Source organism: Streptomyces sp. NPDC037013 (assembly GCF_055607265.1).
The window spans coordinates 375,701-397,703 of record NZ_JBVJRV010000006.1; the positions used below are offsets into that span (position 1 = coordinate 375,701).

Annotated in this window: 23 protein-coding genes and 1 tRNA gene; 10 read left to right on the forward strand and 14 right to left on the reverse strand. The window is 70.5% G+C overall.

Going from position 1 to position 22,003, the window contains the following annotated elements; translation table 11 throughout:
• Window positions 1-60: 60 nt before the first annotated feature.
• Entirely contained in the window at window positions 61-3,375 is a 3,315-nt protein-coding gene (locus ACZ7DY_RS23935; RefSeq protein ID WP_471138232.1) for an AfsR/SARP family transcriptional regulator, read from the reverse strand.
• A gap of 141 nt (window positions 3,376-3,516) precedes the next feature.
• Here ACZ7DY_RS23935 and ACZ7DY_RS23940 point away from each other — a divergent pair, with 141 nt between their 5' ends.
• The 3 genes from ACZ7DY_RS23940 (at window position 3,517) to ACZ7DY_RS23950 (ending at window position 5,800) form a co-directional block, all read left to right on the forward strand.
• Entirely contained in the window at window positions 3,517-4,077 is a 561-nt protein-coding gene (locus tag ACZ7DY_RS23940) for an SDR family NAD(P)-dependent oxidoreductase (protein ID WP_471138233.1), read from the forward strand.
• Window positions 4,078-4,222: 145 nt separating this feature from the next.
• On the forward strand, window positions 4,223-5,521 hold the full coding sequence (locus tag ACZ7DY_RS23945) for an MFS transporter (protein ID WP_471138234.1): 1,299 nt from the start codon (window positions 4,223-4,225) through the stop codon (window positions 5,519-5,521).
• A gap of 57 nt (window positions 5,522-5,578) precedes the next feature.
• Window positions 5,579-5,800: a hypothetical protein gene (locus ACZ7DY_RS23950; protein WP_471138236.1), complete on the forward strand. Its 222-nt coding sequence runs from the start codon at window positions 5,579-5,581 to the stop codon at window positions 5,798-5,800.
• Window positions 5,801-5,853: 53 nt separating this feature from the next.
• Here the strand turns inward: ACZ7DY_RS23950 and ACZ7DY_RS23955 are convergent, their stop codons facing one another.
• Entirely contained in the window at window positions 5,854-6,621 is a 768-nt protein-coding gene (locus ACZ7DY_RS23955) for an NAD(P)H-dependent oxidoreductase (RefSeq protein WP_471138237.1), read from the reverse strand.
• A gap of 134 nt (window positions 6,622-6,755) precedes the next feature.
• Between ACZ7DY_RS23955 and ACZ7DY_RS23960 the strand changes: the two genes are divergently transcribed.
• A complete protein-coding gene (locus tag ACZ7DY_RS23960) occupies window positions 6,756-7,778 on the forward strand; it encodes a helix-turn-helix transcriptional regulator (RefSeq protein ID WP_471138239.1) in 1,023 nt (340 codons plus the stop codon).
• Here ACZ7DY_RS23960 and ACZ7DY_RS23965 read toward each other — a convergent pair.
• The 7 genes from ACZ7DY_RS23965 to ACZ7DY_RS23995 all read right to left on the reverse strand — a co-directional run bounded on the left by ACZ7DY_RS23965 (window position 7,775) and on the right by ACZ7DY_RS23995 (window position 15,320).
• A complete protein-coding gene (locus ACZ7DY_RS23965) occupies window positions 7,775-8,467 on the reverse strand; it encodes a DUF4232 domain-containing protein (RefSeq protein WP_471138240.1) in 693 nt (230 codons plus the stop codon). The genes ACZ7DY_RS23960 and ACZ7DY_RS23965 overlap by 4 nt on opposite strands.
• A 324-nt stretch (window positions 8,468-8,791) precedes the next feature.
• Window positions 8,792-10,201 carry an alkaline phosphatase gene (gene phoA / locus ACZ7DY_RS23970; RefSeq protein WP_471138241.1) on the reverse strand — a complete coding sequence of 470 codons (1,410 nt, stop codon included), beginning with the start codon at window positions 10,199-10,201 and terminating at the stop codon, window positions 8,792-8,794.
• 324 nt (window positions 10,202-10,525) lie between these two features.
• Window positions 10,526-11,566: a helix-turn-helix domain-containing protein gene (locus ACZ7DY_RS23975; RefSeq protein WP_471138242.1), complete on the reverse strand. Its 1,041-nt coding sequence runs from the start codon at window positions 11,564-11,566 to the stop codon at window positions 10,526-10,528.
• A 461-nt stretch (window positions 11,567-12,027) separates the two neighbouring features.
• Window positions 12,028-12,366: a MerR family transcriptional regulator gene (locus ACZ7DY_RS23980; RefSeq protein ID WP_471138244.1), complete on the reverse strand. Its 339-nt coding sequence runs from the start codon at window positions 12,364-12,366 to the stop codon at window positions 12,028-12,030.
• 726 nt (window positions 12,367-13,092) lie between these two features.
• Window positions 13,093-13,434, reverse strand: a complete 342-nt coding sequence (locus ACZ7DY_RS23985) for an SCO5918 family protein (protein ID WP_471138246.1) — start codon at window positions 13,432-13,434, stop codon at window positions 13,093-13,095.
• A 25-nt stretch (window positions 13,435-13,459) separates the two neighbouring features.
• Window positions 13,460-13,735, reverse strand: a complete 276-nt coding sequence (locus tag ACZ7DY_RS23990) for a CBS domain-containing protein (protein WP_471138247.1) — start codon at window positions 13,733-13,735, stop codon at window positions 13,460-13,462.
• A gap of 100 nt (window positions 13,736-13,835) precedes the next feature.
• Window positions 13,836-15,320, reverse strand: coding sequence for a DEAD/DEAH box helicase (locus tag ACZ7DY_RS23995; RefSeq protein WP_471138248.1), 1,485 nt, complete (start codon window positions 15,318-15,320; stop codon window positions 13,836-13,838).
• 50 nt (window positions 15,321-15,370) lie between these two features.
• Between ACZ7DY_RS23995 and ACZ7DY_RS24000 the strand changes: the two genes are divergently transcribed.
• Window positions 15,371-15,532 carry a hypothetical protein gene (locus ACZ7DY_RS24000; protein ID WP_471138249.1) on the forward strand — a complete coding sequence of 54 codons (162 nt, stop codon included), beginning with the start codon at window positions 15,371-15,373 and terminating at the stop codon, window positions 15,530-15,532.
• Window positions 15,533-15,690: 158 nt separating this feature from the next.
• On the opposite strand, the gene ACZ7DY_RS24005 is transcribed toward ACZ7DY_RS24000, so the two are convergent.
• Window positions 15,691-15,894 (reverse strand): cold-shock protein, encoded by a 204-nt coding sequence (locus ACZ7DY_RS24005; RefSeq protein ID WP_471138250.1) that lies wholly within the window; start codon window positions 15,892-15,894, stop codon window positions 15,691-15,693.
• 333 nt (window positions 15,895-16,227) lie between these two features.
• Here ACZ7DY_RS24005 and ACZ7DY_RS24010 point away from each other — a divergent pair, with 333 nt between their 5' ends.
• Window positions 16,228-16,572 carry a hypothetical protein gene (locus tag ACZ7DY_RS24010; protein ID WP_471138252.1) on the forward strand — a complete coding sequence of 115 codons (345 nt, stop codon included), beginning with the start codon at window positions 16,228-16,230 and terminating at the stop codon, window positions 16,570-16,572.
• Window positions 16,569-16,883 carry a hypothetical protein gene (locus tag ACZ7DY_RS24015; RefSeq protein ID WP_471138253.1) on the forward strand — a complete coding sequence of 105 codons (315 nt, stop codon included), beginning with the start codon at window positions 16,569-16,571 and terminating at the stop codon, window positions 16,881-16,883. Before ACZ7DY_RS24010 ends, ACZ7DY_RS24015 begins: the two co-directional genes overlap by 4 nt.
• A 1-nt stretch (window position 16,884) precedes the next feature.
• On the opposite strand, the gene ACZ7DY_RS24020 is transcribed toward ACZ7DY_RS24015, so the two are convergent.
• Together ACZ7DY_RS24020 and ACZ7DY_RS24025 are read right to left on the reverse strand one after the other, a co-directional pair.
• Complete coding sequence (locus ACZ7DY_RS24020) at window positions 16,885-17,328, reverse strand: hypothetical protein (RefSeq protein WP_471138254.1); 444 nt, start codon at window positions 17,326-17,328, stop codon at window positions 16,885-16,887.
• A 76-nt stretch (window positions 17,329-17,404) separates the two neighbouring features.
• Window positions 17,405-17,478, reverse strand: a tRNA-Gly gene (locus ACZ7DY_RS24025).
• 551 nt (window positions 17,479-18,029) lie between these two features.
• Between ACZ7DY_RS24025 and dcd the strand changes: the two genes are divergently transcribed.
• Window positions 18,030-18,605, forward strand: coding sequence for a dCTP deaminase (gene dcd / locus ACZ7DY_RS24030; RefSeq protein WP_125514051.1), 576 nt, complete (start codon window positions 18,030-18,032; stop codon window positions 18,603-18,605).
• A gap of 8 nt (window positions 18,606-18,613) precedes the next feature.
• Window positions 18,614-19,123, forward strand: a complete 510-nt coding sequence (locus tag ACZ7DY_RS24035; protein WP_471138256.1) for a phosphoribosyltransferase — start codon at window positions 18,614-18,616, stop codon at window positions 19,121-19,123.
• A gap of 1,060 nt (window positions 19,124-20,183) precedes the next feature.
• Here ACZ7DY_RS24035 and ACZ7DY_RS24040 read toward each other — a convergent pair.
• Window positions 20,184-20,747 (reverse strand): GNAT family N-acetyltransferase, encoded by a 564-nt coding sequence (locus ACZ7DY_RS24040; RefSeq protein ID WP_471138257.1) that lies wholly within the window; start codon window positions 20,745-20,747, stop codon window positions 20,184-20,186.
• Entirely contained in the window at window positions 20,744-21,517 is a 774-nt protein-coding gene (locus ACZ7DY_RS24045) for a GntR family transcriptional regulator (protein ID WP_471138259.1), read from the reverse strand. The genes ACZ7DY_RS24040 and ACZ7DY_RS24045 overlap by 4 nt, the downstream gene beginning before the upstream one ends.
• A 156-nt stretch (window positions 21,518-21,673) precedes the next feature.
• On the opposite strand from ACZ7DY_RS24045, the gene ACZ7DY_RS24050 reads away from it, so the two are divergent.
• Window positions 21,674-22,003, forward strand: a complete 330-nt coding sequence (locus ACZ7DY_RS24050; protein ID WP_469248374.1) for an SCO3933 family regulatory protein — start codon at window positions 21,674-21,676, stop codon at window positions 22,001-22,003.

A 22,003-nucleotide genomic window follows, 5' to 3' on the forward strand; every position in this document is an offset into this window, starting at 1 on the left:
ACCAGGAGCTTGCCACTGTATCCGGACAGAACGACAAGATCGAAGGCTTGTGCGAAGCGGTTACGAAGTACGGGGTGTGCGCTCGGCCCAGGTCGGGCGCTGGTCAGGTGGGACCTCCGCGCCCCGTGCGAATGCCTCGGCGAAGGCGGCCTCGCCCAGGGACGCCTTCGCCGCTTCCGTGATCCGGTCGACGTCGGCACGTTCCGCCGGGGGCAGCGGCGCTCCCACCTCGCGGCGGGCCGCGTCCGCGGCGCCGAGCAGCAGCGCGGCACGCTCCGCTCCGGCGCCCTCGCGGAGGCCCGGCGGGGACAGGGTCGCCGCGCCGGCCAGGCCCTCCAGGGAGAGGGCGATGGCCCGGGGCTCGTCCAGTCCGCGGGCGGCCTCAAGCCCGAGGAGGTGGTGGGCCTCGGCGCCGGGGCCATCACCGCGCAGCTCGGCGATGAACCCCATCTCCGCATGGTGCAGGTGGTCGCCCGCGGGCGAGGACACGTCGGCGTGGCGGTCACGGATGCGCAGGAGGCGGGCCTCGGCCCCGGCGAGGTCCCCGGAACGGCGGGTCCCGAGAGCGAGCCCCATCTCGGCGTGCACCTCGCCGTAGCGGTACCCCTGCTCGACAGCCAACTCGCGCGCCTGCTCGTGGAGTTCACGCGCCCGCTCCCAGTCGTGGGTCAGCAGGGCGAGCCGGCCGAGTCCGGAGAGCCGCGCGGCGACCTCCGCGTGGAGCCCGAGCTCGCGCGCGATGGCCAGCCCCTCCGTCTGCCGGCGCGCGGCCTCGTCGTAATCGCCCTTGATCTCCGCGAGCGCGGCGAGCGGCGCCACCGTCTGCAACTCGCCCCACCGGTCGCCCAGTTCGCGGAAAAGGCCGGAGGCGCGCCGCCCGTCGTCGCCGATCGTGCGGAGGTCGCCGCGGAGCAGCGCGTGCATCGCGCGCAAGGCGAGCGCGGCGGCGGTGCTCCACCGGTCCCCTTCCGCGGCGGCGAGGTCGAGGACGCGGGCGTTCACCTCCTCGCTGGCCCGGGGGTCACCGCCGCTGAAGAGCCCGTACGCGCGGAGCCACAGGTGGCGGGGGGAGGCGGGCGTGGGTACGGGGGCCGGCGCGGGTGGGGCCGGTTCGCCGGTGAGGAGGGCGAACGCGTCGCGCAGGAACGGGAGTTCATGCGCACCCGGCGCCACGCCGGCCGCCGCGGTCAGGGCGCGCCGCGCCTCCGTCAGATGGCCGCGCAGGAGCCACCACCAGGTCAGCGCCTCGGCGAGCCGGGCCGCCTCCTCCGGGGCGGGGTGGCGTACCGCCTCGTCCAGCGCCGCGCGGAGATTGGCGGCCTCGGCGTCCAGGCGGCCGAGCCACCGCGCCTGCCCGCCGTCGCGCAACCGGGGCTCGGCCCGTTCGGCGAGCTCCAGGTAGTGGCGCAGATGGCGTTCGCGTACGCCGGTGAGGTCCTCCATCTCGTACAGCCGCTCCATGGCGTACGCGGCCACGGACTCCAGGAGGCGGTAGCGCGGCGCCGTCCCCGCGGGGCCCGGCACCACGACGACCAGGGAACGGTCGACGAGCCGCGTGACCAGGTCCACGACCTCGCCCCGGGTCACGCCGTCACCCGCGCACACGGCCTCCGCCGCGTCCAGCGTGCAGCCGTCGCGGTGCACGGCGAGGCGGCGCAGCACGATGCGCTCGGGTGCGGTCAGCAGCTCCCAGCTCCAGTCGATCATCGCCCGCAGCGTCTGCTGGCGGGCCGGGGCGCCGCGTCGGCCGGAGGTGAGCAGCCGGAAGCGGTCGCCGAGCCGGTCCGCCAACTCCCGTACGCCGAGGGCGCGGACGCGGGTCGCGGCGAGTTCCAGGGCGAGCGGGATGCCGTCGAGACGCCGGCAGATCTCGGCGACGGCCGCCTCGTCGGCGGGGTCGCCGAGCACGAAGCCGGGGGCGGAGGCGGCGGCGCGGGCCACGAACAGGCTGACCGCGTCCGAGCCCGCGAGCGGCTCCACGACGAATACGGCCTCGCCCGTGAGGCCCAACGGCTCCTGACTGGTGGCGAGAACGCGCAGGCCAGGGGCGGCGCGCAGGAGGGCGTCGGCGAGTGCGGCGGCCTGGTCGACGACCTGCTCGCAGTTGTCGAGGACGAGGAGGACGCGGCGGTCGCGCAGGGACGCGGCGAGGCGGTCGACGGGGGCGAGGGGTCTCGCGGGGGCGGCGGGGCCGATGGGACCGGTGGGGCCGGCGGGGGACGGGTGGCCCGGTGGCCCGGGAGGAGTGTCGTCGCGCAGACCTAGGGCCGAGGCGACCGTCTGAGCGAGCTCGTCGACCCCACTCCCACCGCGCCGCCCAGCGAACTCGACGAGCCAGACGCCGTCGGGGAAGGGGGTGCCGGAAGAGGAGGCACCGGGGGAGGAGGTGCCAGGGAGTGGCGTGCCGGTGTCCGTGCCCGTCTGCCGCGCGGCGGCCTCCACCGCAAGCCGCGTCTTGCCGACGCCCCCGGGCCCGGTGAGCGTCACGAGCCGGGCGGAGCCGAGCAGCTCCCCGACCTCCGCCGCGGCGGACTCGCGCCCGACGAGGCCGGTGAGCTGCGCGGGCAGATTGGTGCGGGGCCGGGCGGGCGCGGCGGCGGGGGGTGTCCCGGGCGCGAGAGGCGGGCCGGGGGCCAGGGCGGGGTCCTGGCGGAGGATCGCCTCGTGCAGGGCGGTGAGTTCCGGGCCGGGGTCGACGCCCAGCTCGTCGGCGAGCCGCTCGCGCAGCTCCCCGTACGAGGCGAGCGCCTCGCTCTGCCGTCCCGCGAGGTACAGCGCACGCACCTGCACGGCCCGCAACCGTTCCCGCAACGGATACCGCGCGACCAGATCCGCCAACTCCCCCGTGAGCAGCGTGTGGTCGCCCGCGGCGAGCCGTGCCTCCGCCTGCTCCTCCAGTACGGCGAGCCGCTGCTCCGCGAGCCGGTCCGCCGCCGCCCGTACGAACTCCTCGTCGGCGAGGTCGGCGTAGGCAGGGCCCCGCCACACCCCGAGGGCCCGCGTGAGGAGTTCGGCGCGGGCACGCGGGTTCGTCGTCTCGGTCCGCGCCCGCTCCACCAGCTGGTGGAAGCGGTCGGAGTCCACTTCGTCACCGGCCGCCGGGTCGATCCGCAGCCGGTAGCCGGGTGTCTGGCGCACCACGCGGTCCCGGCCGAGGGCGCGCCGCAGCTGGGAGACCTTGGCCTGAAGGGCGTTGGCCGGGTTGCCCGGGGGCGCGTCGCCCCACAGGTCGTCGATGAGCCGGTCGGCCGAGACCGGCCGCCCCTCGTGGACGAGGAGATCGGCGAGCAGCGCCCTGACCTTCGCCTCGGGAACCCTGACCGGCTCCCCCTCGCCGTCCCACACCGCCAGTGGACCCAGCACCCCGAACCGCATGTGGATCACCGTACACACGTACGCGCGACGCCCGCGTGCCGTCAGTGGACCATCAGCGGACCGTCAGCGGTCCTGAAGCGCCCACGAGCAGAGTCACCCCCGTCGACAGGAAGCGCGGTACGGAGACGGATGGGGAGACGGATGCCCAAGTACGCGGGCAGCAGGGCGGTCGTCATCGGGGGCGTCACCGGCCTCGGCCTGGCCATCGCGAAACGCCTCGTAGAGGGCGGCGCAAAGGTACTGGTGACGGGCACCCCCGGCCCACCCCTGACGGAAGCCACAACAGAACTGGGCCCACACGCCCACGTCGTGCCGTACAACTCCCCAGGACGCTGGGACACGGGCCCCGGCTCGGGCACGGGCTCCCGCTCCGGTGGGGAGCGGCTCTCGGGTGGGGAGTGGCCTGCACCTCCGGATGGTGTGGCGGGACTCGTCTCCGTGGTCCGGGAGCTGCTCGGGCGCGTCGATCTTCTCTTCGTCCACGCGGACGACGGCCTGTCCGCACCACCCCCGCCCGCGCTGCTCCGGCTCCTGGAGGACGGCGGCGCCGCCCTCCTCACCGGGCCGGTGACGGGCGAGCCCGGCGTCAACTCGCTAGCGCCATTGGTCCGTTGCCGCGCCCCCGCAGACGCGGCGGCCCGCACGGCCCTCCTCCTCGCGGCGCGAACCCCACGGACACACGTCCCCCCACAAGACCTCTGACACCCCCACCCCGACACCACACCCACGCCCCCCGCACCCACACACCGATCCGCACTCACATCCGCGCCGCTACCCCCGACCCGCATCCACACACGTCCCCCCACCGACACCCGCACCCCACCCACACACCGAACGGACCAGTCACATGCGCGCCACGGAAACCACCCCAACGTCCGCCCCCACCACATCCACACCCCCGACCCCGCCCCCACCCCCCGGGCCCCAAGCCCAAAAACTTCCCCTCCCCGCCCTGCTCGCGCTCGCCACCGCCGTCTTCGTCACCAGCCTCACCGAGACGCTCCCGGCCGGTCTGCTGCCCGCGATGAGTGAGGATCTCCACGTCAGCGAGTCGGCGACCGGGCAGACCGTCACCATCTACGCGATCGGCACCGCCCTCACCGCGATACCGCTGACCGCGGCCACCGCGGGCTGGCGCCGCAAGCGGCTGCTCCTCGCGGCGATGGCCGGCTTCGCCGCCGCCAACACCGTCACCGCGGTCTCCGGGAACTACGCGCTCACGATGGCCGCCCGTTTCGTCGCCGGTGTCGCCGCAGGGCTCGCCTGGGCGCTGCTCGCCGGTTACGCCCGCCGCCTGGCGCCCGCCCACCTCCAGGGCAAGGCGATCGCCGTCGCGATGGCGGGCATCCCGGTCGCGCTGTCGCTCGGCGTCCCGGCCGGCACGTACCTCGGCAAGGTGCTCAGCTGGCAGGTCGCGTTCCTGGCCATGACCGGCCTCACCGTGGGCCTGCTCGCCTGGATCGCCGCGCTCGTCCCCGACCCCGACCACCCCGGGCAGCGACCCGGCGGCGCGCGGGCCCCGATGCTGCGCGCCCTGCGCGTGCCCGGCGTGGCACCGGTCCTCTTCGTCACCCTCGTCTTCGTCCTGGCGCACACCGTCCTCTACACGTACATCGCCACCTTCCTCGGCGAACACGGCATGGGCGGCTCCACCGACCTCGTCCTCCTCGTCTTCGGCGCCGCCTCCCTCGCCGGGATCTGGGGCGTGGGCGCCCTCATCCACCGCAGGCCGCGCGCGCTGATGCTCGCGAGCGTGCTCCTGGTCGGCGCGGCCGCGGCCGTCCTCGCGGGGTTCTCCGACACTCCGGCCCCGGTGTACGCCGCCGTGACCCTGTGGGGACTCGGCTGGGGCGGCGTCCCCACCCTCCTGCAGACCGCGGCGGGCGAGGCGGGCCAGCGCGGTGGCGGTGGCGGGACCGACGGCGCGGGCGGCGGAGGGGGCGAGGGCGTGGCGGACGCCGCCCAGGCCATGCTCGTCACCCTGTGGAACGTCGCCATGGCGGGCGGCGGCGTCTTCGGCGGCATCCTGCTCGGCCTGGCCGGCACCGGCTCCTTCCCCTGGACGATCCTGCTGCTCCTGATCCCCGTCCTGCTGGTCGTGGCCGCCTCCCGCAGGCACGGTTTCCCCGCACGGAACCCATCCTGAGGAAAACGCCTCTCTCCACCAAGAAGAGAACGCGGAGGGGGCCGAAGAGGGAGTCCGATGACGGTCGTGCTGCTCAGCCTCGTAGTGCTGGTCGCCGTGGGGGGCCTGGTCGCGGTCGTCTGGGCGGCGCGGGGCGGCCCGCGTTGGGTACGAGGCGTCGCGAAGGTGACGACCACCTCGGCGGAGGCGGTCGCCGCCATGACCAAGGCGAACCGCCGCGCCACCAACGGCAACGACACGGGGGCGGCAAGCAGTTCGGACAGCTGGTGCCGTGACTGACCTACGGGAGGTGACGTGGCCCGGTAGGACCACCGGCCCCCGACCGGGCCACCTCACCCCCGCGGACGCGCATGCAGCGCAAGGCCCCCCGTGCCCGGCGCCTCCACCCCCGGCCGCAGCCGCATGTCATGGTCGTAATCGCCGCCCACCAGCGTGCGGTACGGCACCGGTTCGTCGGTGAACAGCCCGTCCAGCCGGGCCCCGTACGCCTCCCGCACCGTCGCGAACCGCTCCTCCGGCAGCTCATTCGTCTCGTAGACCACGAACGGACCGAGCGGCGCGACACCGGTGAACCAGAGCAGCCCGTGCTGGAGCGGATGAAGCACGTCCGCCACGGGACCGTGGATGCCCCGGTCGGAGAACGACGTCTCCCGGGCGCCCGCCGTCACCGCCACCAGCGCCCGCTTCCCCCCGAGGACACTCTCGCTGTACGGCGGGGGGAGGGTGGGCCCGTAGGCGAAACCGGCGGTGAACACCCGGTCGATCCAGCCCTTGAGGATCGCGGGCACCGAGAACCACCACAGCGGGAACTGGAACACCAGCGCATCCGCCCAGCGCACCTTCTCCTGCTCGGCCACGACGTCCGCGGTCAGCCGCCCCGCCAGGGTGGCCTCCTCCGAAGCGCCCATCACGTGCAGCCGCCGGCCGTCGTCGAGGCCGGGGAAGTCGTCGGCGTCCACCACCGCCTTCCACTTCATCGCGTACAGATCGGAGACGCGCACCTCGTGGCCCGCGGCACGCAGCCGGTCGACGGCGAAGCGGGCGAGGGAGGCGGTGAGCGACAGGGGTTCGGGGTGGGCGGTCACGACGAGAATCTTCATGCGGACACGCTCTCCCGGCCGGGACAGGGCAGCCAGCACTCCCTTCGACGCAGGAACGGCGTTCCTGGTACCGGGAGGGCCACCCAAACCCCGCACCTACTCCGATACTTGGTGCCAAGGACGGGATGACTGGGGTGGACGAAGTGGAACACGGCAAGCACGCGGAGCAAGGCGAGCACATGGAACAAGGGAAGCCCGCGAACCTCGTGCAGCCCACGAACCCCGCGAACCCCACGCACGACCAGAAAAACGGCGACGCTCCGGGCGGCCGCGCCCCCGGCGGCGACGACCGTCACCCGCTCGGCGAGTTCCTGCGCGCCCGCCGCGCCCGCGTCGCACCCGAGACCGTGGGAATCACCGGCGGCCCGCGCCGCCGCGTGACCGGCCTGCGCCGCGAGGAACTGGCCCAGCTCGCCGGGATCAGCGTCGACTACTACGTACGGCTCGAACAGGGCCGCGCCACCCAGCCGTCCCCCGAGGTCCTGCGCGCCCTCGGGGACGCACTGGCCCTGGACACGGCCGAACGCGCCCACCTCGCGACCCTCGCCACACTCGCGACCCTCACCACGGCCGAGCGCGGCCGCCCCGTGCCGCCCGCCCGCGTCAGCCCGCTGCTGCGCCAGATCCTGGACGCGGTCCCCGGCTTCCCCGCCTTCGCGACGGACCACCGCCTCGACGTGGTGGCCTGGAACGCCCTGGGGGCCGAACTCCTCGGCGGTCTCGACGATCCGGCCCGCCGCGACCGCAACAACGCCCGCTACCTCTTCCTCGACCCCGCCTCCCGCGACGTACATCCCGAGTGGCCGGACCGGGCGGCAGAAGCCGTGGGCCAGCTGCGCGTCGCCGCGGGCCGCCACCCGGACGACCCGCGACTGGCCGCGCTCATCGCCGAACTGACCGAGCGGAGCACCGAGTTCGGCAGGATCTGGGACAGCGGTGAAGTGGTGATGTGCGCGGCGGGGCACAAACGGCTGCGCCACCCGCGCGCCGGGATCCTCACGCTCGACTACGAGACGCTCCACGTGCCGGCCGCACCCGGCGAGACCGGCCTGGTCGTCCACGTCTTCGGCGCGGGCCCGGACACGCCGGAGGCCGCCGCGCTCGACCTGCTGGCCGAGCGCGGCGGTGGGGGAGGGGTCCCCGGGAGGGTGGCCTAGAAGTCGTCGGCGCCGTTGCGCAGCTGGTACGTCCAGTAGCCGGTCAGCGCCTTCGCCGGGTCGACGGCGATGCCGCCGCTGCCGGGCGCCCGCACGGCCGCCATGCCGCCGCCGCCCTGCAGCGTCACCGAGAACGCCGAGACGGGCTCGTTGTTCTCGTGGGCTCCGCCGTCGGAGACCTTGACCAGCGCGTACGCGGGGGCGCCGGCCTTCAGGACCACCGGGACGGTGGGCTTGCTCTTGGCGACGGCAGGCACGTTCTGCTTGTGGCTCTCCAGGAACTGGATCTCCGGGAAGCCGGTCATCGTGCAGCTGTGGCCCGACGTGTTCTTGGCGGTCAGGACGATGTGGGTGTAGGGCGGCCCGTCCTGGCGGGCGGCGCTGATGGCGACGTCCTTGGTGGTGCAGACGGGCGCGGCCGTGACGGTCTTCTTCCCCTGGGCGGCGACCTTGGCGGCACCAGAACCGGAGCCCGACCCCGAACCCGAACCGGCGTCAGCCACAGTCGTGGCGTCGGCGTGCACGCCCCCCTTACCGGCCGAACCCTGCGCCGAGGCCGAGCCGATCGTCTTGGAGGACCCGGCGGACTTCGCGTCGGTGTCGCCGCCACCGCAGGCGGTGAGGGAGAGGGCGAACACGGCGGCGCCGGCGACGGCGAGGACGGTGGAGCGGCTGCGGGACGTACGCATGGGTTTTCCCCCGGGAGTGATGACGCGAGTACGAGAACGGAAGCGGGTGGGACCGGTGGCCGTGACCGGCGACCAGGACCAACCACGAGTGCTGGTGCCAGCGGGCCCGAGGCGGTTGCCCGGTCTGTGACAACCAGCGCCTGACCTGCTGACATCCAGAACTCTGCCCGCCCCCGCTCACGCCCCACTGCCGCCCCGCTCACGTCCCACTGCCGCTCCCCGTACCGGTGGGAATTCCCGGTGGACGCGGCCGGTCTGCTTCACGCGGCCGGTCTGCTCCGCGCGGCGGGCCGGGCGCGGGGGCGCTCGACCGCCCCCGCCCGATCAGCGCCGAGGAAGGCCGAGTGCCTCGCGCACCGTGGTGAACAGATCCGTTTGGTTGGTGACGCCCAGGACGCGGTAGGCCTGCGGGCCCTGTGCGGCGATCCGGACCTGCGTACCGGTGTGCTCCTGGGAGGCGCCCGGCGTGTTCGTCGAGTAGTTGACCTTCAGCCGGCCGCCCTCGTCCGTGACCAGCGTGGCGGAGAGGCCGGGCGGCTGCGCGTCCAGGGGGACGATCTGGCTGGTGTGCGCGTGGTCGGCGGTGGTGACCACCAGCGTGTCGGGGTGCTTCGCGGCGTAGTCCCGCGCGACCTTGACGGCGCGGTCGAACGCGGCGGTCTCACCGATCTGGCCGCAGGGGTCGGCCGCGTGGTCCTGCTTGTCGATCGAGGCGCCCTCGATCTGTAGGAAGAAACCCTTCCGGTTCTTGTCGCCGTGTCCGTGCCCGTGCCGACCGCTCTTCTGCTTGGCCTCCAGGAGCTCGATGGCCTTGCTCGCCTGCTCGGCGAGAGCGGGGGTGCCGGCCGGGCGGCCCGGGTTGGCGGTGGTGCAGCGCTGCGGCTGCGTACCGCCCTTGGCCGCGGGGCTGCCGGTCCACTCGACCGGCACGTTGCCGGGCGCGAAGAGGCCGAGGACGGGCTTGCCGCCCTTGACGGAGGTGACCCCCTTCAACCCCTTCCGGTCCGTGACGACTTGGTACCCCAGCTTCCTCGCCTGCTCCGTCACCGTGAGGCCCTTGTACTTGCCGTCGGTGACCTTCTGATCGAAGCGCTGCCTGCCGCCGCCGAGGAGGACGTCGACCTTGTGGTCGACGCTCTGCTCCGCGATCGACCCCGGTCCGCCCGCCGCGATCGTGTCCGTCGGGCACTTGGCCATGTCGGCCGGGCCCTGGCAGCTGCGGTCGGTGGCGTGCGAGGCGAGGACGGCGGGGGTGGCGTCGGTGAGCTCGGCGGTGGTGACCGACCCGGTGGCGTACCCCTTCTTCTGGGCGAGTTCGAGGATTGTGGGTACGGCCTTGTCGTCGCCCGGCGTCTTCGAGATGCGCCCGTTGACGGTCTTCACGCCGGTGGCCCAGCCGGAGCCGCTGGCGGCGGAGTCGGTGACGTAGTCCGGGGAGCCGTCCTTGTGCACCGAGTACGTCGTGTAGGAGCCGGTCAGCGGGAACTTGTCCATGTTCAGACGCCCGTTGGCGCCCACCGTGTAGTCGCGGGCGAGGGTGATCTCGGAGTCGCCCATGCCGTCGCCGATGAGCAGGATGACGTTCTTCGCCTTGCCGCCCTGGACCGCCCGCCGGGCCTGGCTCTCGGTGTCGGACGCCCCGGCCGTGGCGGTGACGGCGACAGCGGTGGCGGCGGCCACGGATACGGCGGCGGCAACGGTCAGGCGACGACGGGACAGACGCGGTCTGGCCATGCGGAACTCCTCAGAACGTCCTTGTACGGTGCAGCCACCTCATCAGCGCCACATGAACCGCACGGGACGTCCCGATGCCTTGCCGGTGCCCTATCGGTGCCGTACCGGTGCTCCGGAGTCGTACTGGTGCTCTCCCGGCATGGGAAGGGAACGGGGTAAGCCCCCCGGGCGGCGTGCCGGGCCGGGCATAACCCGGCACACCACCCATCTGGTGTGCGCGCCCCCTGCGCCCTCCCCCGTTGACACGGGGCGCGGTGGCGGACACCGGCGGCGGTCCCCCGAAATCCTTCGATCTCGCCGCCGGAAAAGAGTCTTCCGGATCTCTCACCCGCTGTCCTTGACCGGGAGCGCACGGCTGTTGACCCTCAGCGCACTCCCGTTGCCCACCAGCGTCTGGGCGCGCACTTCGCTCGGCGTGAGCCCGTACGCGGCACGGAACGCGCGGGTGAACACGGCGGGCTGGGCGAACCCCCAGCGCGCCGCGATCGCGCCGACGGGCACACCGGCGAGCGCCGGGTTGGCCAGCGCCCGCCGGCAGCGTTCCAGGCGCAGCCGCCTGATCCAGGAGGAGACCGTCAGGCCCTCCTCCTGGAAGAGGCGGTGCAGGTAGCGCGTGGATATGTGATGCGCGGCGGCGATGCTGTCAGGGGTGAGCCCGGGATCGGGAAGATGCCGCCGGATGTGGCTCTGCACCCGCAGCAGGAGCGTCCGCTGCCGGGTCTCCGGCGGCAACTCCCGCTCCCGGTCGAGGTGTTGGGCAGCGAGGTGTCCGACGAGGTCGACGAGGGTGTGGGAGAGCCGGTCGGTGGCCGCGCTCGTCTCCCCGAACTGTCCGGCGTCGTCGGCGACCTGCTGCAAGAAATGGGCGAGCAGCGACCCGAACCCCTCGCTCCCGGACAGCGGCTTCGCGACGAGCGAGGCGAGCCGGTCGGGCGGGAACGGCAGCAGCTCCCGGGGGAGGGTGGCGACGATGCTGCGGGTGGGGGCGCCGCTGCCGTCCGGCCGCCGCATCCACCCCTCGAACGGCGACGACGAGTCGTAGAGGATCAGGCTCCCGGCGCCGAACTGCACGTTGCGCCCGGCCTGTTCGAGCCCGCTGATCCCTTGCAGGGTCAGGGAGACCTGGAGGCTGTTGGGGTCCCCTCTGCGGATGTGGCGTGCGGTGCGGCGCACTTCCGCGGACGGATACGCCATGGTGGTCACCGTCGTCGCGCCCAGATCCACGTGGTCGACCGCGACGGGAAAGTCGTCCGTGAAGTCGCTGCGCAATGTCGTCGCGATCGGCGACGCGGACTTCAGCCCGTACCACCAGTCGAACCGGTCCTTCGGGGGCACGGCCTCGCTGGACAGGCACGCTCGAATCATGCTCTCCCCTCTCCCTGCTCGTACGCCCCCCGAACCCCCTTGTTCGCGCCTCACCACCGGACCCGTACCCACTGATCTCCGCCGTCCATCAACTCCCCTGCGGCGGCGACCGTTTGGAGCACCTGACCCAAGGAACGCTAGTCGAGCCGGGGAACCACACCGACGGCGCGGCGATCACTCTCGGATGCCCTCGGACGCGTGCCGGCCCCGGCGAACACATTGCGTCACGGGAAAATCCCGGCCCCGGCCCGCCCGGGGAACGCCCCGCGTGCGCGAACCGCCACACACCTCTCGCGGAGGACACGCAACGTATTGGCTCGAAGTGTGCGTTGGTCCGGGGTGTGCGCTGGTCCGGGGTGTGCGCTGGTCCGGGGTGTGCGTTGGTCCGGGGTGTGCGCTGGTCCGGGCGGGCACTCACGCGGGCGGGCGCTCGTGGCTCAGGGGCGGGGTTCGGCTCCGGGTCAGGCGGAGGCGTCCGGCTCGGAGGGGCCGGCCGTGCGGCGGTACTCGGCGTTGAGGCGCTGGGCCTCCTCCAGCTGGTCCTCGAGGATGACGATCCGGCAGGCGGCCTCGACGGGGGTGCCCTGGTCGACGAGCTCGCGGGCGCGGGCCGCGATCCGCAGCTGGTAGCGGGAGTACCGGCGGTGTCCGCCGCTGGAACGCAGGGGCGTGATCAGCCGCGCCTCGCCGATGGCGCGCAGGAATCCGGGGGTGGCGCCGATCATCTCGGCGGCCCGGCCCATCGTGTAGGCGGGGTAGTCGTCGTCATCGAGACGGCCCGGCAGGTCGTCAGCTGTCATCTCACCTCTCTGGGGAACGCGTGGGAGCACATGGAGGGGCCCTGGTGCCGTACCGCACCAGGGCCCCGAAGGAAATGCAACACCATCTGCCGACCTTAATACCGCGTCGGCCTTCTGTGTCCGCACGACCGCCCTGCGTACCGGCGGGGGTGCGGGGATCGCGGATGCGTGACCGGAGACCACCTCACTATCGATGTCCTGCGGTACCCGGGATCCGTTTGTCCGTGTATCCGTCCCGGGCGATCCTGATGGCGCTCGATTCCTCCGTTCTTCCCTCTGAGCCGTGGCTCACTTACAGAACTGCTGGGTACTGCGAACTGCTGGGTACTGCTTGTACTGCTGGGGTACTGCCTGTACTGCGTACTACTCGGGTACTGCATCTTGCTCGTGGCGGCCCCTGATGACTGCGGGCCACCCGGTCCGGCGGTCAGTCCCGTCGCCGTCCTGCGAAAACCCTGGCTTCGAAACTCCACCACCGCACCGTCCTGCGGGTCCTGCTGCCCGGCAGTTCGTGTCTGCCGGGCCCTGCTCGATCTCGGTACAACAGAAACCATAGCCACGTGACGCCCGTATGTCTACTCCAGCGAGTACAGATTTTCAGAGGTCAGTCGATGAGGCATTCGACTGTGTGGACCTAGGTATGTGTGTCACCCGCCCGACAGCCCGGCACGCAGAGAGGGCCCGACCGGTACGCACCGGTCGGGCCCTCAGACTTCTCTGCGCAGGTTACGCGGGTACGGGCAGGGGGCTGCCCAGCAGCGCCGAGGCCCGCTGCACCGGGCTGAGCGGGCTGAGGACGCCCGGCAGCGCGGCGCTGGGCGCGGCGGGGGTGGCGGGGGCCGCACGGCAGGTGAAGCCGAGCTGGTCCATGGCCCGCAGGACCTCGCCCGCGCTGAAGTCGCGGCGGTCCTGGCGGGTGATGACCTGGCCTACCTGCTTGACGGGGTAGTGGCGCCGCCCGATGATCACGGACTGCCCGACGACGGGTTCAGGCTTGACGCCCTTCATCGTTTCGAGCACGCCGCTCTTGGTCAGATCGAACGGGAAGCGGGCGATGACACAGCGCATGGGACCTCACAGGGAGAGAAGGGGGTCACAAGGAGCAGGAGGGAGAAGAAGAAGGAGAAGGCGCGGGAGAAGCCGAGGGAGAAGGAAGCGAGAGGGTGTCGCGCAGACGGATCCGGTCCGTGTACCCGGCGCTGTCGCGGATGGCGGCGAGCCGGTCCCAGGTGACCAGGTCGGTGCGCTTGCCGTCCTCGTTGCAGACGAGCAGATGCCCGACGCGGGCGCCGGCCATGACGCTCAGCGCGACCTCGACCGTCATGTCCTCCCAGACCTGCGGCCCGGCGTCCGACTGAACGGGCGTCAAAAGGTTCCTCCTACGAAGATGAATCGCTGACCGGAGGCCCGGGGCATGTCCCGGGACACGCCCCGGGCCCTGGCGGGCCGTACCAGGGGGAGAGCTGGCTCTAGGCCGCCCTGTTGGGGGCGGCGGCGGGGGCCTGCCGCGACACGGCCGCGCGGCGCGCGCCGGAAGCGGGGCGGCGACGGCCGCGCGACGTACCGACGCGCTTGGGCCGCTCGACGACCGGCGCCGTGATGACGACCGGGATCCCCGAGGGGGCCTGGGCGCCGGTGATGCGGCGCAGCTCCTCCTCGCCGGAGCGGACCTGCGTGATCTGCGGGCGGATCCCGGCGTCCGACATGAGGCGGACCATGCCGCGGCGCTGGCTCGGCGTGACGAGCGTGACGACGCTCCCGGACTCCCCGGCGCGGGCGGTGCGGCCGCCGCGGTGGAGGTAGTCCTTGTGGTCGGTCGGCGGGTCGACGTTGACGACGAGGTCGAGGTTGTCGACGTGGATGCCGCGGGCCGCGACGTTCGTGGCGACGAGCACGGTGACGTGTCCGGACTTGAACTGCGTCAGGGTGCGGTTGCGCTGGGGCTGCGACTTCCCGCCGTGCAGCGCGGCGGCCCGTACACCGCTGTCGAGCAGGTCCTGGGTGAGCCGGTCGACGGCGTGCTTGGTGTCCAGGAACATGATCACGCGGCCGTCGCGGGCGGCGATCTCCGTGGTGGTCGTGTGCTTGTCGGCGCCGTGGACGTGCAGCACGTGGTGCTCCATCGTCGTGACCGCACCGGCCGAGGGGTCGACCGAGTGGACGACGGGGTCCGTCAGGTAACGGCGCACCAGCAGGTCGACGTTGCGGTCCAGGGTGGCGGAGAAGAGCATCCGCTGCCCCTCGGGCCGCACCTGGTCCAGGAGAGCGGTGACCTGCGGCATGAACCCCATGTCCGCCATCTGGTCGGCCTCGTCGAGGACGGTGATGCCGACCTGGTTCAGGCGGCAGTCACCGCGGTCGATGAGGTCCTTGAGGCGGCCCGGGGTGGCGACGACGACCTCGGCCCCGCCGCGCAGCGCGTGCGCCTGCCGGCCGATCGACATCCCGCCGACGACGGTGGCCATGCGCAGCTTGAGCGACCTGGCGTACGGGGTGAGCGCGTCGGTCACCTGCTGGGCGAGCTCGCGCGTCGGGACGAGGATCAGCCCCAGCGGCTGGTGGGGCTCGGCGCGCTGCCCGGCCGTCCGGGAGAGCAGGGCGAGGCCGAAGGCGAGGGTCTTGCCGGACCCGGTCCGCCCGCGGCCGAGGACGTCGCGGCCCGCGAGGGAGTTCGGCAGCGTGGCCCCCTGGATCGGGAAGGGCACGGCCACACCCTGCCTGCCGAGCTCGGCAAGGAGGGGCGCCGCCATGTCGAGATCGGCGAAGGCCTCGACGGCGGGCAGGGCCGGCGTCTCGGTCCTGGGCAGGGCGAACTCGCCCTGAACGGCGGCGGGCCGCCTGCTGTAACCACCGGCCCGGCGCGGAGCCGACGCCCCGAAACGCCCACCGCTGCGGGCGCGGGCGGAACGGTCACGGTCGGAACGGTCACGGTCGTTGGTACGTGTGCGGTTCATGCGGGAACCTTCCTCGATACGGCACATATCAAGGAATTCCCGCAGCGGCGATGAGCGGCGCAGAGAACCACAAGAATGGACCGAAGATGAAAAAACGAAAGCGCGGAGTGCGTCTGGCGCAAAAAGGCGCCGAGGCGGACCCTGGCAAAAAGATGATGACGCACGAGAATGACGTGCGAGAAGCAGGCGCAAGAGGCGAGCTCAAGAGATGAGCCGAGAAATCAAGCGCGAGAAATCAGGCTCGCGGACGCGGTGCGGAAAACGACGAACCCGCGAAGATGCGCATACGAGCATGCAATGCAATGCAATGCAAGCAGCTGGGGCCCGCACCCCGAAGGATGCGGGCCCCAGCTACAAGTGCGCGTACGCGTCAGGCGGGAACGATGTTCTCGGCCGTCGGGCCCTTCTGGCCCTGCGCGATGTCGAAGTTCACCTTCTGGCCTTCGAGCAGCTCGCGGAAGCCCTGGGCGGCGATGTTCGAGTAGTGGGCGAACACGTCAGGACCGCCGCCCTCCTGCTCGATGAAGCCGAAGCCCTTTTCCGCGTTGAACCACTTCACGGTACCAGTAGTCATGTCAATCTCCTTTGGGGCAGTACATCGGGATCCGCCGTGTGCGGAAACCGTGTCGCCGCGATGAGTACCCCGCCCGGAAATGACCGGTAATACAAAAGCGCTCCTGTCCCAGATTCAGATCAGGTGCGCTTGAAGTTTCGGGAACCACAACTGCAACTACAACGACAGTAACACGTCATGGCACCCCCCGAAAGCCCAATAATTCCAAGCACCCCGCTACGACAAAAACCCTCCCCGCCCCAAGCGCCAAACTCTCCCCCGGCGAAGACAGACATTGCCCCACGGCCCCCGAAGCTGCCCGGATAGAACTGAGGTGATCGCCATCATGGGGACATGACCAACCCGAACCTGACCACCGGCAGTATCTGGCGGCTCCACCACGGCGACGAGGAGATCGCCCGGCTGACGGTGACCGGAACCGACATGCCCTGGACCCACGCCGAAGTCGAAACACTCCCCGGCTTCGCAGAGTTCAGCCCCGTCTTCATCGAGCAGGAGCGAGCTGTCGACGAGGAGGACTGGGAGCGGGCCGACGCCTGCTGCACCCGGATCCGCGATGCGCTCACGATGACGTTCCCCGACGGCAGCCCGGTCGCGGAGTTCATGCTGCACGTCCATGACGACGGCACCGCCGCCTGGCGCTGGCACGACGAGCCCTTCGACGCGGTGAACCCGTGACGCGCCGGCTTCGCTGCTTCTGGGCCGATGACTCCGTCTGGTTCTACTTCGAGCTGGACACCGACGGGTACGTGATCCGACAAGTCGAGTTGCAGGAGCCCGGAGGCAAGGCATTGGCTGCCGCGTCGCTGGCCGAGTGGCAAGAAGCCCAAAGCGACGGTCGGCTGGCCGAATACGAGAACGTCTACGGTCTGACCGCCGAGCTGCCCATCTCCGAGTGGGAGGGACATGACCCGCAGTGGTTGTCGGCCGACGAGTTCGAGGCCGTCTGGTCGACCGCCCGTCGGCAGCTTCAGGATCGTCAGCGGTGACTCAAGCCGGGCCTGGTGCCGGGAACTCGTCGGCGAAGGGGATGGTCGGGCTCGGCCAGGTGAAGGCGAAGCGGCGAGAGGACGCGTCGAAGGTCACCGAGGCGCCGCAGGGGGCGAGTCCGAAGCGACGGTGGATCCAGCCGTCGAGGGCGAGGGCAGCGACCTCCGCGCGGAAGTCGGCGCCCGGGTACGTAAATGCATCCACGTCGAGGACCAGGTCCCGGCCGTCAAACAGCTGCTCGGCGTGCAGGGAAGCCCCGAACGCAAGCCATGCCGTCTCCAGCCAGTACGGGGTTCGGTCCGTGGGCAGGCGCAGGTACAGCGAGCGGTAGATGAGGAGGGTGGGCGGGGGCGGGGGCCCGTCCGTCTCATACGCGTCGGCCCGCAGGTCGGCGGCCAGGCCCATACCTGCGCGGAGGTAGCGGAAGCGGAAGGTCTCGTACATGGTGCACATCCTTCGCCACGGCCACCCTTGAAACCGCACAGCAAAAAGGCCCAGGTCTCTGACTTGGGCCCAATCGTGGAGCGGGTGACGAGAATCGAACTCGCACTCTCAGCTTGGGAAGCTGATGTTCTACCACTAAACTACACCCGCGAAAGACGCCGCATGAGGCGGTGTCGTAACGTCGCACACTCTACCTCATCACGGGCCCCCGGCGCTCTCGCCGTGGGGCCCGAGTGCTGTCCGGGGCGGGGGATGCGCCGTGCGGCGGGAGGGAGTTGGGGCGTACCGTGGAACGCGGTCGTGCCGCCTGGAGTGCCGTCCCTTTCATACCGTAATGTGGCCTTTCGTCGTCGGCTCGGAAGCGAGCTCACCTACGACTGGGGAAGGGACTCGAGGACTTGATGGAGCGCACCGTCGTCCGATGTGCCGAAGGGCACGTCTTCAGCACCGCTTCGTTCCCGATGCAGCAGGCGGACCGGCTCGGTCCCGGCCGGCTGATCCGGTGTCCGCGCTGTGCCCGGCTCCGGCACGCGGTGCCGGTGACCTTGCAGCGGCGGTAGCCGGACAGCGGGATAGCTAGATAGCAGGAGAGCTAGATAGCAGGAGAGCGGGACAGCTAGAGCGGTAGCGGGAGAGCTGGAGCGGGCGCGCAGGTCCTGTCCGATTGGGGTGGGCCCGCGCGCTCTGCGTATCCTCGGGACGTGCTTCTCTCAGACAAGGACATCCGGGCCGAGATCGACTCCGGACGGGTGCGGATCGACCCGTACGACGAATCCATGGTGCAGCCCTCGAGCATCGACGTGCGGCTGGACCGCTACTTCCGGGTGTTCGAGAATCACCGCTACCCCCACATCGACCCCTCCGTGGAGCAGGCCGACCTGACGCGGCTCGTGGAGCCCGAGGGCGACGAGCCGTTCATCCTGCACCCGGGTGAGTTCGTGCTCGCGTCGACGTACGAGGTCGTCAGCCTGCCCGACGACCTCGCGAGCCGGCTGGAGGGCAAGTCCAGCCTCGGGCGGCTCGGTCTCGTCACGCACTCCACCGCCGGGTTCATCGACCCGGGGTTCAGCGGGCACGTGACCCTGGAGCTGTCGAATCTGGCGACCTTGCCGATCAAGCTCTGGCCGGGCATGAAGATCGGGCAGCTCTGTCTGTTCCGGCTCACCTCGCCCGCCGAGGAGCCCTACGGATCGGAGCGGTACGGCTCCCGTTACCAGGGGCAGCGCGGGCCCACCGCCTCCCGTTCCTTCCTCAATTTCCATCGGACCCAGGTGTGACATCCAGCATGAGTGACGTGCGCGAGAACCTTACGTACGAGAAGTTCGGCGGCGCGGTGCGCGAGCTCGCGCAGACCATCGCCGACGACGGGTACCGGCCCGACGTCATCATCTCCATCGCCCGTGGTGGCGTCTTCGTCGCGGGCGGGCTCGCGTACGCGCTCGACTGCAAGAACATCCACCTGGTGAACGTGGAGTTCTACACCGGGGTCGGCACGACCCTTGAGATGCCCGTCATGCTCGCGCCGGTGCCGAACGCCATCGACTTCACCGACAAGAAGGTGCTCATCGCCGATGACGTCGCCGACACCGGCAAGACGCTGAAGCTCGTGCACGACTTCTGCCTCGACCACGTCGCCGAGGTGCGCTCCGCCGTCATCTACGAGAAGTCGCACTCCCTGGTGAAGTGCGAGTACGTGTGGAAGCGCACCGACGAGTGGATCAACTTCCCGTGGAGTGTCTTGCCTCCAGTACATAAGTCTGGCGAGGCTGCCAAAGTGAACAAGGAGGCCCTCTAAGGGGCTTGATGGTTGGCGTGGTACCCGACGAGAGTCCGGGTTGTCAGTGCCTACCGATATGCTTCTGCCGTCCACTTCCGGTCCATCCCGAGCTTCGGACCATAGAGCCGAAGACCCCGCACGCCAGGGGGTTAGCACGACCGGACTGGAAGTGTGACATGGCAGATCTGCGAAAGCCGGATGATCAAGACGAGCAGGATCGCGACCCAAGGCGACGGCCTTCCAAGGCTGAGATCGTGATCGCACTGCTCACCGCGATCGCGGCAGTCGCAGGCTGTGTGGAGCAGCTGACGCGTTAGAGCGTCGACGTAGGGCGGTGAGCCGGACGATGGCAGGGGCAAGCAAAGCGGGCCCGGCCGTTAGGTAGTCGGCCGGACCCGCTTAACGACTCCACGCGGGGGCCCGATCCTGGGTGCAACCAGGACCGGGCTCCCTTGCGTAGAGCCACACTCTGGCACTCACATCGTCCGAGGTCCGGGACGTGGTGTGCTCTTTTGCTTGTTGGACGCTTCCTGACTATAGCTCCATGGCCTAGGCCGTTCCTATCCGAGGGTTCCGGATTCACCTAGACGCTTGTCAAGCGATGACGGCGCACTTCTAGAGGACGGCCTCCTCAGTCCACCACTCACCCCAGCTCCCATCCCGTCTGCCGTCGACCCACACGCATGTGGAGCGGGCGTGGTGCAGGGCGTCAAGGTGGAGCGCGCCACTGTACGAACGACCTTGACGCCCTGGGCCGCGTCCGCTCGGCTCTGCCTGGGTCGATGGCAGACGGGATGGGAGCTCCCTACGCCCGCCCCATCCGGCCGGCACTCGCAAGCGACGCCCCCGCCATCCCAGAGTCAGAGCGCCCCCGCCGGAGGCATGTCCTTGCCCCGAACCATTGCGGTTGCGGAGCTCGCCGTATCGCCTTCGGCCCCGTCCATGCGTGGGCGGGCGTCGGCGCAGCCGGGGCGGAGCGGGCCGGAGGCAGGAGCGGCGCCCCGAGCGGAGCCGGGAGCCCGCCCGGCGGAGCGGAGCGCAGCCGGGTGCTTGATGAGGTAGAGAAACTTGTAACAGCTCAGGCGTCCAGGGACTGAGGGTTGGGCGTCTCGTCGTTGAGGCCGTGTTCGGTTTCCGAGGTGGCTCGCTGAGCTAGCCAGCCTGAGACGCGTGGGCCGCCGTTGACGGCGTTGCCTTGTAGGACGGTGCGCACATGCTCGAAGCCTTGATCCAAGTAGTAGCGCTGTAGCGGTTCGTTGGTCGTCCATGCGTCGAGACGAATCCACTTGGCGCCTGCGCGGTATCCGCGGGCGCTCGCCCAATCCAGCAGCCGACCGCCCCAGTTTTCGCCTGCGTAGTCGCGTGACACCGTCAGCTTATTGACGAACAACGATGGCTCCGCGAGCTCCTCTTCCGTCCACAACCCCTCTTCCGCTTCGGAAGTCAGGGTGATGGTCCCGGCAGTCTTCGTACCGTCCCTGAGCATGAACACGGTGCCTTGCTCGATGGTCCTCAGCAGCCGGTCAGCGGGATAGGGGCGGCGCCACTGATCGATGCCGAGACGGCTGATCCAGGCGGCGGCCTCTTGCCGGAACGCGAGAAGGTGTGGCAGGTCTTCAGGGGTGGCGCTGGTGATCTTCACTCGGATTCGTTCCCGTCCATGCCAGACAGGTCACCGATCTCGTAGTTCATGCGGTTCAGGTCCCCGCGTAGCGTCGTGACCGTGCATCGAATGGGGCGGTCGTGCGAGTAACCCGTCCGAGTCCAAAGCATCACAGGTACGCCGGCGCCGATCTCCAGAAGTCGCGCCTCTTCAGGTGTGGGCATGCGCGTAGCGATCTCGTCGCGGTAGCCGATCTGCTCGATATCCACGCTCGCGAGGTAGCGCGTCGTGCCCTCGGCGATGTCGCCTGGCTCCGCCAAGCGCGGCGCCTCGGCCAGAAGCCAGTCTGGGTAGTGCGTGGCCTGAGTGGACCAAGGAACGTTGTCCACAAACCGGTGGCAGAAGCGCAGCACCGAGCGGGACCCCGTATCGATCTTCAGACGTGTCGCCACGTACTCAGGAGTGGTGGTCAGCTCGACACGGAAGGTTTGGTGCGGGTTGCGACCCGCATTGGTCACGTCGGTGGAGTACGCATCCCCGTTCTGCGGAAACGTCAGATTCTCGAAGCGCGACGCGTTGAGTTCAAACACTTCATGCTTGCGTACCTCGTAGCCCAGACCTTGGCTGGACGTGATGAGACCTTGGCTGACCAGCATATTTAGCCCTGAGCGCACAGTGTTGCGTGAAGCCTCGAACCTTGCCGCTAGCTCCGCTTCGGAAGGCAGTCGAGAACCAGGTCCGTAGGTGCCGTTATCGATCTCCCGGCGCAGGGTGTCGGCCACCTGCTGGTACTTCGGCTGCTTACTCATGCTCCCATCATGACGCACTCGGTCAACTTGTTGGTACATGTTTGCGTGAAGTGCTTGACGTCTCACCCTCAGTGCCCCACTCTCTAGCTATCAGCTTGTACCAACAAGTTGAGCAAGAGGCCCAAGGGGTCTGAGTCTGAACTTAAGGGGAAAGCTATGCCTTCCTTCAAGATCGACCTTTCGACCGCTGTCGTGTTCGTGGCGACTGCGCCGGAGCCGAAGATGGTCAACAAGAAGACCGGTGAGCGGGCGGTGGATCGGGAGACCGGTGCGGGTCTGTCGACGGTGGGCCTGTTGGTCTCGGACGAGGGGGAGGGCAACCTCTACCAGGTGGCCGTGCCGGAGACGGGCGTCCCGCAGGACCTGGCCCCGGGTACGCCGGTGTCCGTGGTCGGCCTCAAGGCGCGTGACTGGGAGAACGAGTTCAACGGCCAGAAGCGCCACGGGATCTCGTTCCGCGCGGTCGCGATCACACCGGGGGTCTGA

Bases quoted from the DNA above. Each gene is read 5' to 3' on its own strand.
- ACZ7DY_RS23935 (WP_471138232.1), bottom strand. From the start codon at position 3,375: ATGCGGTTCGGGGTGCTGGGTCCACTGGCGGTGTGGGACGGCGAGGGG.
- ACZ7DY_RS23940 (WP_471138233.1), top strand. From the start codon at position 3,517: ATGCCCAAGTACGCGGGCAGCAGGGCGGTCGTCATCGGGGGCGTCACC.
- ACZ7DY_RS23945 (WP_471138234.1), top strand. From the start codon at position 4,223: ATGCGCGCCACGGAAACCACCCCAACGTCCGCCCCCACCACATCCACA.
- ACZ7DY_RS23950 (WP_471138236.1), top strand. From the start codon at position 5,579: ATGACGGTCGTGCTGCTCAGCCTCGTAGTGCTGGTCGCCGTGGGGGGC.
- ACZ7DY_RS23955 (WP_471138237.1), bottom strand. From the start codon at position 6,621: ATGAAGATTCTCGTCGTGACCGCCCACCCCGAACCCCTGTCGCTCACC.
- ACZ7DY_RS23965 (WP_471138240.1), bottom strand. From the start codon at position 8,467: ATGCGTACGTCCCGCAGCCGCTCCACCGTCCTCGCCGTCGCCGGCGCC.
- phoA (WP_471138241.1), bottom strand. From the start codon at position 10,201: ATGGCCAGACCGCGTCTGTCCCGTCGTCGCCTGACCGTTGCCGCCGCC.
- ACZ7DY_RS23975 (WP_471138242.1), bottom strand. From the start codon at position 11,566: ATGATTCGAGCGTGCCTGTCCAGCGAGGCCGTGCCCCCGAAGGACCGG.
- ACZ7DY_RS23980 (WP_471138244.1), bottom strand. From the start codon at position 12,366: ATGACAGCTGACGACCTGCCGGGCCGTCTCGATGACGACGACTACCCC.
- ACZ7DY_RS23985 (WP_471138246.1), bottom strand. From the start codon at position 13,434: ATGCGCTGTGTCATCGCCCGCTTCCCGTTCGATCTGACCAAGAGCGGC.
- ACZ7DY_RS23995 (WP_471138248.1), bottom strand. From the start codon at position 15,320: ATGAACCGCACACGTACCAACGACCGTGACCGTTCCGACCGTGACCGT.
- ACZ7DY_RS24000 (WP_471138249.1), top strand. From the start codon at position 15,371: ATGAGCGGCGCAGAGAACCACAAGAATGGACCGAAGATGAAAAAACGA.
- ACZ7DY_RS24005 (WP_471138250.1), bottom strand. From the start codon at position 15,894: ATGACTACTGGTACCGTGAAGTGGTTCAACGCGGAAAAGGGCTTCGGC.
- ACZ7DY_RS24010 (WP_471138252.1), top strand. From the start codon at position 16,228: ATGACCAACCCGAACCTGACCACCGGCAGTATCTGGCGGCTCCACCAC.
- ACZ7DY_RS24020 (WP_471138254.1), bottom strand. From the start codon at position 17,328: ATGTACGAGACCTTCCGCTTCCGCTACCTCCGCGCAGGTATGGGCCTG.
- ACZ7DY_RS24035 (WP_471138256.1), top strand. From the start codon at position 18,614: ATGAGTGACGTGCGCGAGAACCTTACGTACGAGAAGTTCGGCGGCGCG.
- ACZ7DY_RS24045 (WP_471138259.1), bottom strand. From the start codon at position 21,517: ATGAGTAAGCAGCCGAAGTACCAGCAGGTGGCCGACACCCTGCGCCGG.
- ACZ7DY_RS24050 (WP_469248374.1), top strand. From the start codon at position 21,674: ATGCCTTCCTTCAAGATCGACCTTTCGACCGCTGTCGTGTTCGTGGCG.